General features: G+C 35.8%; 8 protein-coding genes and 1 pseudogene. All 9 read right to left on the bottom strand.

All coding sequences use genetic code 11. From position 1 onward, the window contains the following. Position 1: 1 nt before the first annotated feature. A complete protein-coding gene (locus H4J67_RS02010) occupies positions 2-1,108 on the bottom strand; it encodes a glycosyltransferase (protein ID WP_182202712.1) in 1,107 nt (368 codons plus the stop codon). Further along, positions 1,105-2,286 carry a hypothetical protein gene (locus H4J67_RS02005; protein ID WP_182202710.1) on the bottom strand — a complete coding sequence of 394 codons (1,182 nt, stop codon included), beginning with the start codon at positions 2,284-2,286 and terminating at the stop codon, positions 1,105-1,107. Before H4J67_RS02005 ends, H4J67_RS02010 begins: the two co-directional genes overlap by 4 nt. Beyond that, positions 2,279-3,187, bottom strand: coding sequence for a glycosyltransferase family 2 protein (locus tag H4J67_RS02000; protein ID WP_182202709.1), 909 nt, complete (start codon positions 3,185-3,187; stop codon positions 2,279-2,281). The genes H4J67_RS02005 and H4J67_RS02000 overlap by 8 nt, the downstream gene beginning before the upstream one ends. 3 nt (positions 3,188-3,190) lie before the next feature. Continuing rightward, positions 3,191-4,618 (bottom strand): oligosaccharide flippase family protein, encoded by a 1,428-nt coding sequence (locus H4J67_RS01995; RefSeq protein ID WP_182202707.1) that lies wholly within the window; start codon positions 4,616-4,618, stop codon positions 3,191-3,193. Positions 4,619-4,674: 56 nt separating this feature from the next. Then, a pseudogene (locus H4J67_RS01990) lies at positions 4,675-5,710 on the bottom strand (NAD-dependent epimerase/dehydratase family protein). A gap of 185 nt (positions 5,711-5,895) precedes the next feature. Continuing rightward, positions 5,896-7,176 carry a Vi polysaccharide biosynthesis UDP-N-acetylglucosamine C-6 dehydrogenase TviB gene (tviB, locus tag H4J67_RS01985; protein ID WP_182202705.1) on the bottom strand — a complete coding sequence of 427 codons (1,281 nt, stop codon included), beginning with the start codon at positions 7,174-7,176 and terminating at the stop codon, positions 5,896-5,898. Positions 7,177-7,356: 180 nt separating this feature from the next. After that, complete coding sequence (locus H4J67_RS01980) at positions 7,357-9,600, bottom strand: polysaccharide biosynthesis tyrosine autokinase (protein ID WP_182202703.1); 2,244 nt, start codon at positions 9,598-9,600, stop codon at positions 7,357-7,359. A 70-nt stretch (positions 9,601-9,670) separates the two neighbouring features. Beyond that, on the bottom strand, positions 9,671-10,117 hold the full coding sequence (locus tag H4J67_RS01975) for a low molecular weight protein-tyrosine-phosphatase (RefSeq protein ID WP_182202782.1): 447 nt from the start codon (positions 10,115-10,117) through the stop codon (positions 9,671-9,673). 5 nt (positions 10,118-10,122) lie between these two features. Next, positions 10,123-11,250, bottom strand: coding sequence for a polysaccharide export protein (locus tag H4J67_RS01970; RefSeq protein WP_182202702.1), 1,128 nt, complete (start codon positions 11,248-11,250; stop codon positions 10,123-10,125). Positions 11,251-12,264: the final 1,014 nt, after the last annotated feature.

Raw genomic sequence — 12,264 nt, 5'->3', positions numbered from 1 at the left:
ATTAGCTCCAATTCACTTCAGACAAAACCGATTGATAACTTTTCGATACGCTTTCTATAGTATAATTGTCCATGATATATTGATGATTAATTTTTGCCATATTTTTTAGTTTGTCTTCATTAAGATCTAACACACTAAGAATTAAATCTGCTAAATATTGTGGATTTTGTGCTTCAACAAGCATACCTTTACTTGGAATTATCTGCCGAGCATCTCCAACATCAGTACTGACCACAGGTAAAAAATTATACATAGCTTCTAATAGGACGTTCGGGAAACCTTCTGTTTTACTTGCCAAAACGAAAACATCTATATTTGAATAGAATTGTTGGGTTTCCTTAACTTGACCATAAAGAGTAATCCTATTATAAGGTATATTGTTTTCATCGACTATTTTTCTAAATTTACGATTACTGAAGGTTGCACCATTTCCTCCAATTTTCAATTGAGTATTAGGTCTCTTATCTAAAACGAAGCGAAATGCCTTTAAAAGGTTTGGGTAATCTTTCGCACTGTGAAAACGCCCTAAAGTGCCTATAACATTTTGTGAATGAAACTCCCTATTTTCAAGTTTTGTCTGTAGATCAACCTCAATACCATTAGGTATATAAATCAATTTTCCTTTGTAGCCATATTCCTGATGCTGTATCAAAGCATTTTGGGAGCAAAAAATACTACCATTTACAAATTTCGACAAAAAACACGTAAACTTGATGGCTAATTTAGTACTAAACTTTTCTGATGAAATATTATCAAGAGAGTGACGTATATTAAAAAAAACTTTAAATGAACGTCCTAACAAAGCTAGAATTCCTGCAACAAAACATGCGTGATACATCCAAGCAATAATCAAGCTAGTTTCCTGTTTCTCTTTCAATAGTCTTTTAATTTTAAATACAGACAAAAATAGACTAAGTGCATTTTTGCAATTTAAAGAATAAAAGTGCACATTTTCCCTGCTAAGCTTTAGTTTAAATTCATCTGAAATACCCATTAAACTTATTACACGGTGGTTATAACTTGGCATCGATTTTATGAGCTTAATGAGCATCATTTCTGCACCGCCTACTCCTGAAAAGTTTGTTATTATATGGTTTAAGGTTGTCAATATTTTTCCCTATCAATAGACGAGTTATTCTGCATAAATGTGAAAGTTAAAATAATTGGAAAAAAAATATAAAAAATCGAAAGCTTCGACAAAAAGATAATAATTAGTGCGATCAAACAAAAATATTCTTTTTTCTTTAAATTCAGAAGTGCTAAATATGAAACAAATACAGTTGGTAAAATAACACCTAAGTTCAAAATTAATGCTAGAAAAATAGATGTATCATTTACAGCCCCAATGAGGTTGACTTTATCATCAAGTGAAGTGGAGATTAAACCTGTTCCAAAGAGAAACTCATAAGGTCCTGAGCCTAGAAAAGTCATAAGCTCACTTATAAATGTTTCCCTAAACGATAAACCTGTATCAAGCCCTGCTGTATTTCTGTCTATGAAGCGGTAGGTGAAATATGGCAAAGTAACAGAAAGACAAAGTAAATATGATACTGTTAAAAAAACAATCTCCTTTCCTTTATAGGACAGCATTATCGCAATAAACATAAGTGACGCAAAGATAAAACCAAATACACTAAAAGATAGAATTATTGAAGCTAATGACAAGTAGGCAACCATTTTATTAAATAAATTTTTGGAATAAAAATTTAAAAATATTGCAGTAATAGGTGATATAAATGTTGCATAAGAACCAGGCTCATTAAACATTCCACCTAACCTTCTAACATGACCCATTCCTTCTGTTGAAAAGCTACCTCCCCAGCCTTTCTGATTTTGCCCTGTCAAATTTCCGATAAGGTCAAAATCGACTTGAAATTGATAATACAAAATAAACTGAATATAAAAATAAGTAAAATGGCATATCAACGTCATACGTAAAATATATTCAATATTTATATATTTAAAAAAAACCGGTGCTGCCACAGCTACCATTATTACGAGGAGATAAGCTAACATACGTTTTAGATCAGGATTGTCACCAAAGTAAATAAGCGATAATACAGAAGATATGAAAGTTAAAAAATAAAAGCCTACTATCGCACTTGAACCACTATATATACCCTGCAAAGAATATGTATCATTCCTAGAAATTAGGATTGACATGAAAATAACACCAACACCAGCAAGTAATGTCAAGGGGGCCACACCAATAGATGTGAAGTATACTCCCTGCAAAGTTGAGAACAAAAGTATTATGAAGCCGAAGCGGTCAATCCCTCTAGTCATTTGCTTTTTTTATCCTACGATGAAATACTATTTTATATTGATCTTTTAAAAATAAACTTAAGCCTATTAATAAGGGTGTTATACACTCTAAGTTAAAGTTTATTTTTAAACCAAGATTGACTTCATGCCCACCATGTAACCTGAAACGATAATAATTCGACTTATTTCTAATGTTCTTTTTAGTAGACAAACTTCGTTTAGATGCTTCGTAATAGCATAGACATGCACCATTTGGTGATTTAACTCTATTAAGAAATGACATATCAGAAAGCCCACCTTCCTGATATTCCACAATCTGATAAGCTTCATTAATGAAGTATGAATCGTACTCTTCATTAATCCGTGACCAAACTGTACTTTCTGAAATGAACCTCTCATTAGTAAACTCAGGAAAAGGGAACTTTTTTAAAACTATCGACTTATAAAAATCAAATTTATCACCCGTGATATTGTATTTATCATAATATTCGAAGGTTTTTGCTTTCATTTCGCCGAATGGGAAATTAGTACCGATAAGATCACCATTCATATCTTTACTATTAAAAATTATAGCTCCGACAGAAGCTTCCTCATCTAGATTAAGTCGCGAAATATGATTACTCACATTTTCAAGGCAACTTTCCTCAATCATATCATCTGAATCAATAACCGCTACCCATGGTAGTTTAACATATTTCATCCCATTATTTAATGCGCGATGCTTCCCTTGATTATCTTGATAAATATATATAATGTTAACGAATTCATTATTTTTAATTGAATCTAAATACTCTTTAGTATTATCAGTTGAACCATCGTCAACAATTATCCAATCAATTTTCATCTTCTGATTGTAAAGACTATAATATAGCCTTGGAAGAAGATTCACTCTATTGTAGCTGGCTGTAACTATTGAAAACATATACTAAAACCTTTTCATTTTAAAATTCGTTCTTATTTTGAAAAAATCCAACATATATATGATTGAGAGCATAACTAATGTATAGCATCCCATATATAAAATTGAACTTGTCAGACCATAATTTGAAGGTACTAACACAACCTTTGTTATTAATAAAAGCACAGCTAGGCAAAAACAAATTTTTAATAACAGAGACTTTTCACAATAAGCTACTACCTGGTAATTAGAGTAGTGCAAACTTAACCCCCCACCAACGGTAAAGGCTATTAATGTTGCTACTGCACCACCATAAGCACCAATTTCTGGTATTAAAATATAATTACACGCAAGGTTAGTTATTGCCATAAATATTGATATATTTAATAAAATCTTTGTTTTTCTATTTGTTTTCATAGGGATATCAATAAAATGCGTTTTTATTGAGCCTATTAGAATTGCTACTGCTACTATAGGTGTTAAATTGGATGCTCCTTCTCTAAGCTCAACACCAAATATAATGTTAGCTATGACTTCATTCATCCCACAAAATAATGCGATGACACAAAATGCCAAACACAAAACAAACTCATAGTATTTATTTAAATATTTTCGATAAGTTGAATTATCACTACTATCATAACTTTTAATAATTACAGGTAAAAATGTAAGACTTAATATACTAAATAAAGAACCAACACTCTGTTGAATTAGATCGTAAGCAGCAGTATAGGCCGCAAGCTCTGAATTCCCATACCAATATACAATCATAAACCTATCTGACAGATCGATCACCAATATGGCCAACGTCGATATAGCTAGTGGAAATCCATAGTTTACAAAAGCCCTAAATAAATCACTGTGTTTGGATTTACTCAATAAATTTAAATTAATAAAAGACGGACTATATAGAAGTAATAAACAAGCAATTACGACTATATTTGACAACACAACCCATAACACTGAGAAACCAAAATAGTTAAAAATGCTTACAGATATAATGAACACCATCACTGATTTTATAGAGTTTAAAAGTGCAAATTTCTTTGCTTGCCCGTTTGAATTTAGCACTTGAACCACTAAAGTAAATGCACCGAGGGATATGCACATAATATTTAGTAAAAGGAACTCTAAATTACTATAAGGTGTAGTTATTACAAATTTGTTCCATAAATAGGAAGTTATAAAAATAAGAGAAGATGACAGTACAAATAACAAAGTGGCTGTCGCTGTAACCAGGTTTGGTGATGTTTCTTGAGAAGAGTTAAATCTAACAATTGATAATGCAATCCATTGATATCCAATAGAACAAAAAAGTGACACTATCGACAACGTAATTGATAATTGACCATACTCTTCAGGCGATAACATTCTTGTGAATATTATTATTGACAGAATTGAAATAATTCCAGTTCCACCTTTGGATAGAAAGTAGTAGATAAAGCTAGTTTTCATTATTTTCCAAAATAGTTAAATTAAAAACACTAGAAAAAAGCTGGACACTATTTCAGTTACTTACTTAAGAATACTTTATACCAAGGCATGTCTTTAGCAATACCTTGGTATATACGAAACTCTGGTTCATAGCCTAAGTTATTGACTGCTTTTGACACATCAGCTTTAGAATGGCGTACATCACCGGCTCTAAAATCCTGAAAAATAGGCGCTGAATTTGCCTTAATATTATTTTTTTGTAAGCCAAACTGAATTACTTTATGTAAAACATTAAGCGTAGTTCTGTCACCTACAGCGACATTATAAACTTCATCTTTTGCTTCATCTGATGCTGTCGCAGCAAGAATATTCATTTACACAGTATTCTCTATAAAGCAAAAATCTCGGCTGGTTTCACCGTTGCCATTAATAAATACATCTTCTTTTTTTTCATCGAAGCTGTGCATTTTGGATCACAGCAGCATAAGCACCACCGGGATCTTGACGTTGACCAAATACGTTAAAGTAACGTAAGCCAATCGTTTTAAAACCGTACGTTTTTGCATAAACGCCAGCATATAACTCGTTTACGTATTTAGTTACTGCATAAGGTGATAATGGATTGCCAATATTATCTTCTACTTTAGGTAGAGCCGGATGATCACCGTAAGTTGAACTGCTCGCTGCGTAAATAAAGCTTTTTACTTGCGCTTCTTTGGCTGCCTGTAACATGGTTAAAAAACCGGTAATATTAGCGGCGTTAGTAGTAATAGGGTCTGCGATTGAACGTGGTACTGAGCCTAAAGCTGCTTGGTGCAGAACATAATCCACTGCGTCGTGATTATACTTAAACGCTTGTTCACAATCTTGTGCGTTGCGAATATCACCTTCAATAAAACTAAAGTTATTCCATTGGTCATCACTCACTAGTGATTTCACTTCATCTAAGTTACGCTGGTGACCTGTGGCGAAGCTATCTAAACCTACAACCTTTTGATTTAATTTAAGTAAAGTCTCTAATAGGTTTGAACCTATGAAGCCTGCAACACCTGTTACTAACCAAATTTTTGGTTCAGCTAGTAATTCTGTTTTGATTTCATTATATCGTGACATTTTAATTCTTTATTTAACTTTTAAGGGTAAATCTGCATACAAAAGGCGACCAAGTTCCCACCTAGCAATATCTATTAGATTCAGGAGAATGTACGTCCTGCATTTTCTAATGAGTAGCATATATGCCACGTCCGATCAAACAACTCGGGAATGAAGGAGTTTAAATAGCATGGATAAATTCACGTCTACAAACGCATATCTACAGATTCTTTATCTAAAATATATTTTAAATCGTAAAGAACGTGATTCTCTTTGCCATAAGCACGAATATTTTCTGCACCTAACGCTTTAAATTCGTTGTGCCCAACCGCTAGGATTATTGCATCATAAGTATTAGCTTTTACTTCTTTTACTAATGACAAACCATACTCATGTTCTGACTCTTCACTTGAACACCAAGGGTCAACTACATCAACATCAATTTTGTATTCTTTCAGCTCGCTGACAATATCAACCACTTTGGTATTACGTAAGTCAGGGCAGTTTTCTTTAAACGTTAAGCCCATTACTAATACCTTGGCACCATCAACATGAATGCGCTTAGAGAGCATTTTTTTAACTAGTTGTGAAACCACATATTTGCCCATGCCATCGTTTAAACGGCGACCGGCCAAGATCATTTCAGGGTGGTAGCCAACACTTTGTGCTTTATGGGTTAAGTAGTAAGAATCAACACCGATACAGTGTCCGCCGACCAAACCAGGACGGAATGGTAAGAAGTTCCATTTAGTGCCTGCAGCTTCTAATACTTCTAAGGTATCAATGTCTAGCTTATTAAAGATGATTGAAAGTTCATTGATTAGCGCGATGTTTACATCACGTTGAGTGTTCTCAATCACTTTTGCCGCTTCTGCTACTTTAATGCTTGATGCTTTATGGGTACCTGCGGTAATTACTGACTTATATAGTTGGTCAACGATTTCAGCTATTTCAGGGGTTGAACCGCTGGTTACTTTTAAAATATTAGTAACACGGTGCTCTTTATCACCAGGATTGATACGCTCTGGGGAGTACCCTGCAAAGAAATCTTTATTAAAGGTTAGACCTGAAACGCGTTCCACTTCGGGTAAGCAGGTTTCTTCTGTTGCGCCTGGGTAAACAGTTGATTCATAGATAATGATATCGCCTTTACTTACCACTTTACCGAGCATTGCACTGGCTTTAACCAAAGGCGTTAAGTCAGGTTGTTTATGTTCATCTATGGGGGTTGGTACGGTAACGATATAAACGTTACAGTTTTTTAAATCATCTACGGAGAATGAATAAGACATTAAAGGGGTATCTTTTAGCTCTTCGTCACTTACCTCTAACGTTGAATCATGACCACTTAATAACTGGTTAACTCTTGCTTGGTTAATGTCAAAGCCCAGTGTTGGGTATTTTTTACCAAATTCTACTGCTAATGGTAGCCCTACGTAGCCTAGGCCAATTACACCTATTTTTAGATCCTTTAATGATGCATTCATTTCTTTCTTCACTTATTTATTCAATTTATTCAATTTATTCAATTTATTAAGGATGTTGTTTGTGAACAAAATCCATTTATGTTTTTATAGTAATTGCGCGGGTAAATCTACATACAAAGCCCATTGACTCCCAATAAAACAACTTGGGAATGACAGTATCGCCAAATTCGCGCCTACGGGTTATTTATCAGATTTATATTCGTAGTTAGCGTATCCGTAATAGCCGTAGGCGTTACTGGCTTTTTTAAGCACGCCATTAAATACCACACCTTTCACATCGATACCGTTTTGTTCAAAACGTTGGCGAGCGTAATCTATTTCTTTAATACCATTTTGACCAAAGCGCGTAACAAGTAGCATGCTTCCCGCATGGCCACCGACAATCGCTGGATCTGTAACCGCTAAAATAGGGGGGGTATCAATAATAATAATGTCGTACTTAGTTTTTATCTCTGCGATTAATTGACTAAAATTGGCATGCATTAATAGCTCAGACGGGTTAGGTGGTACTTGACCCCGTGTAATAATGTCAAAACCTGCTACATCAGTCGATTTAGTGACCTGCTCTAGCGTTTTTTGGCCTGATAAATATTCAGACAAACCGTTTTTCCATGCAAAGCTAAAATGCTTATGAATATAGCCTTTACGCATATCGGCATCTATCAACAACACTTTTTGGCCACTCTGCGCGAGCACTACCCCTAAGTTTGTTGATATGAAAGATTTACCGACACCTGGAGAAGGTCCAGAGATAGCAATAACATTATTTTTAGCTTCCATCATGGCAAAGTGCAGACTGGTACGCAGGCTACGTAATGCCTCTATAGATAAATCTGCTGGGTTATCTACGGCTAATACTTTTTTTCCTATCTGATTGTTTCGTTTCTTACCACTAATTAAATTTGACAATTTATCTTGATCTACTGAGAAAGGCACACTGGCATATACTGGCATGCCAATAGCTTCTATTTCACTTGGGTCTTCAACGCCTTTATGCAGTGCTTTTTGTATAAGTACTATCGCTATCGCTAACATACCGCCTAGCATAGTAGCCATAACCACAATTAATGCTTTTTTAGGTTTTACTGGCTTGGTAGTATTCACTTCTGCGACATCAATGATACGCACATTACCTACCGTACCGGCACGCACAATATCTAACTCTTGTACCTTACCTAGCAGCATCATATAAATTTCGTTACCTACTTCAACATCACGGGTTAGGCCTAATAGTTTTTGTTGCATTTCAGGTAAGTTAGCTATTTTTTGTGCTAGGCCATCACGTTGTTTTTGTACGGCATCAATTTGTTCAACAATACCTTGGTAGTTAGGATGGGTACGTTTGAATTTTCGAGACATAGCAAGACGGTTAAGGTCAAGTTCTTGTAACTTGGTATCTAGCTCAACTATTTGCTCTAATACCCCTTGAGTTTCGAGAGTGATATTGACTGATTTTTGGTTTATTTGATAATCGTTAAATAAGGCTTCAGACACTTCTAATTGCTTTTTAATTTCAGGTAATTGTACTTCTAAAAAGTCGAGTGATTTCTTAGCTTCTGCTGAGTTTCTATCAACATTTCTACGTACATATATTTCAGCGGCTTTGTTTAATACCTTTTCAGCGTAAGCAGGTGTTGCATGCTGCAAACTTAAATTAACAATACCTGAATCTTTACCTTTTTCGCTGGCACCAATGGCGGCCTGCAAATCAACAATGGTATTTAAACGATCTTTACGGGTTACAGTAAATTCAGTGCCTGCTCTTGCCGTTAACGCTTTAAGGGTAATACTGAAAATGCCATTAGTGAGTTCTTCGCCTACTTTACCTTGCAAAATCACTTCTTTATTTGCTGATAAAAGTTTATAGGTATTATTCTCGCCAGCTATAACTATATACCCACGATTGATAGCGTACTTAGGTACATCGAAGCGGAACACATCAATTTTTTCACCACCCCAAGCGTAACTTACTGCACCAAAATTTGCTGGTGCCACATCGCCTATTTTTGTCGGGTTGAATTTTCTAAAACTACGACCACCAATTATTGGGAATAATTTCGGCTTGGCAACAACATCTAGTTTCAACGCATCAACGGCTTCGCCGATAACTGAGCGTGACTTTAACAATTCAATTTCTGTTATTGATTTAGAGCTACTTTCAAACATGCCAGCCATGTCATCTAACCCTGGTACTGAGCCACCACTTTCTTCTACTTGAATCATTGCTGTTGCTTGATAGATAGGCGTTGAAAACATGGCGACAGCAACGCCCACCAGCATAAAGATAGCTGTGATAATACAGATGAAAAACTTACGATCGACTAACGCGCCAAAGAGAGACATTAAGTCAATTTCGTTCGCTGGTGCATCATTGCTTTGCTGATTTTTAACAGTAGGCTGAGCTATATTTTCATTAATTGACATATTAAGTGTACTTTTTAATAAATAATTCTGAATTTAAACTTTTTGTTTAAGGGTAAATTAAAACGCTAGTTTAAAGGTATTTGGTCCAAGCAGAACAGGCTTTATCAACCAATTGATAAACATGCTCAAACGCTTCATGACTTTGGCGATAAGGATCAGGTATCTCAGTATTATCGATCCATTTACCTAACAAGAAGGTTTTTCCTCTGGCCTGTGGATATTTACCTAACAAATCGGTTAAGTGACGTTCTTCCATCACTAAAATCAAATCATTTTCAGTAATTAATGTTGAATTGAGTTGTCTGCCTTGGTGTGGGCTCATATCAATATTATTGCTTAAGGCAATACTCGTTGCCGTTGCTTCTGCGCTATTACCCACTAATGCGGTTAGTCCTGCTGAAGAAACTTTTATATCGTTATTGCCTAGCTTGTTCTTTAGCTTATCTATAAGTAAGTATTCACCCGTAGGGCTTCGACAAATATTACCGGCACATACCACTAAAATGGAGTTAAACATTCCCATTAGAATATCGTCCCTTGATTTTTAATAGTAGATATAGAGTAAACGGTTTGAATCGTTGGTATTAGTTGACTGATTAAACGATTCCAACGTGCTATTGGTGCCGTAGTCACATACACGATATCACGAGGTTGTAACTTAAATTGATCGGCTAATACGAGTGCAATTACATTTTGTGCATGTAATTGATAAACATCAGCAATAATACCTTCTTGGTTGTCTGGGCGTTTGCGTAAAACAAAAATACCATTAGCATTGGCTGTTTGCTCGTTTAAACCGCCAACGTCGCTTAATGCTTCAGCAAGGCTTAAGCCATAACGATTAATTTCAATGCTACCCGCTTTGTTTACATCACCCAGAACAAATACTTTTTGATTGTCTGTGCGATTTACATGGAGGATATCACCGTGTTTTAGTAAACGGTTTTGACTGATATCACCTTTGGTATAAAAATCATTTAGCTTAATGATTTCGGTTTTATTGTTTCGTGTAAAAGCGACTGTGCGCCAATCGGCTCTCTCACTTAAACCCCCTGCTTGGTTAATTGCGTCGATTAACGTCAGTGGGATTTCGGTAACTGCGTATACGCCTGGCTTGTTTACTTCGCCGGTAACATAAGCTCTTTGGCTATTAAAACCGACTACTTTTATATCTAGTTGTGGTTTTTCAATAACTCGGCTTAGTTTTTCTACTAATATCGCGTGTAATTGTCTAATGGTTTTACCGGCAGCAGGTACATTGGCGGCATAAGCATAGGTAATGGTGCCATCAGCTTGAATTCTAAAACCGTCAAATGCAGCCGTTCTTTGAACAGCTGCCGGAATAGTAAGTTCGGGATGGTCCCATACGCCAATAGATAACACATCACCAATACCAAGCACATAATCATAACCTTCGATTGACATTGGATTGTATTTTTTGGCTTTAGTGAAGACTTGTTGATTGTCTTTTAATTCAGAGATAAGCGCTGAATCGATCACCGAAATACTAACATTCGATAAGTCTTGCGCTAGCGTAGAAGTTTCAGGTTCAACATCAACCCCTTCCATATGACTGCCAGGGATCATACTACAACTACTCAGCATCAATAATGACAATGAGACAACTAGTTTTTTAGAGTATTTTAACATCGTGTAAGTTTATTCAATCCTTCGCTAAGTGAGTCAACTGCCGTGTTGTTTTGAAATTTTTGATGTTTATTGTAAAAACATCTTAACAATGCGTACAGTTTTCGCTTTATTATTATGGCCATTTTAATGCCGGAATAGTCAGCAGACAAATATAATTGCATGCTTTCATCTAAACGATATATACATTTCAATATATGAACGTTTGGGCTTAGATAGTTAAAGCTGTATTGCGCAGAATAATACGCAAGTTATTAACTATTGTCTAGTCAGAAAAAAGGAAAGTATGGGAGTAACAGAGTTCTCTCCTTGTGGTGCTGGATTTATGTCAATATTTGGTTTGGGTACGTTGCTGTTTGTCGTTATGTTGATGGTGTTATGTTGAGTTTATTTCAGTATCTTGTTTAGGTGTATTGCCCTTTTTTCGTCATGCTGAATTTATTTCAGTATCTTGTTTAGGCGCATTGCCCCCTTGTCGTCATGCTGAATTTATTTCAGTATCTTGTTTAGATGGGTTACCCCTGGTCGTCATACTGAATTCATTTCAGTATCTGGGCTTTGTTGAGTAAGTACAGATCCTGAAACGAGTTCAGGATGACGGTGGTGGTTGACTTATAGTGGTGGTGTCTGTTGGTGGTGGTCCTGCCTGTTTGACTGTGTTCATACGTAGAGTTACGTTGCCCTTCTGTCGTCATGCTGAATTTATTTCAGTATCTGGGTTGGTTGAATAAGTACAGATCCTGAAACGAGTTCAGGATGACGGTGGTGTGGGTTTGGCTGACGGTATTAGTGGCTGGCTGATAGTGGTGGTGTCAGGTGACGGTGGTTCTGTCTGTTTGACGGGGTACATACGTAGAGTTACGTTGCCCTTCTGTCGTCATGTTGAATTCATTTCAGTATCTGGGGTTTGTTGAGTAAGTACAGATCCTGAAACGAGTTCAGGATGACGGTGGTGGGGTCTAATTGACGGGCTTCATACGTAGAGTTACGTTGCCCTTTTTGTCGTCATGCTGAATT

It is taken from the genome of Colwellia sp. BRX10-4 (assembly GCF_014077465.1).
GTDB lineage: Bacteria > Pseudomonadota > Gammaproteobacteria > Enterobacterales > Alteromonadaceae > Colwellia_A.
This window is presented reverse-complemented; position numbering and strand designations above follow the sequence as displayed.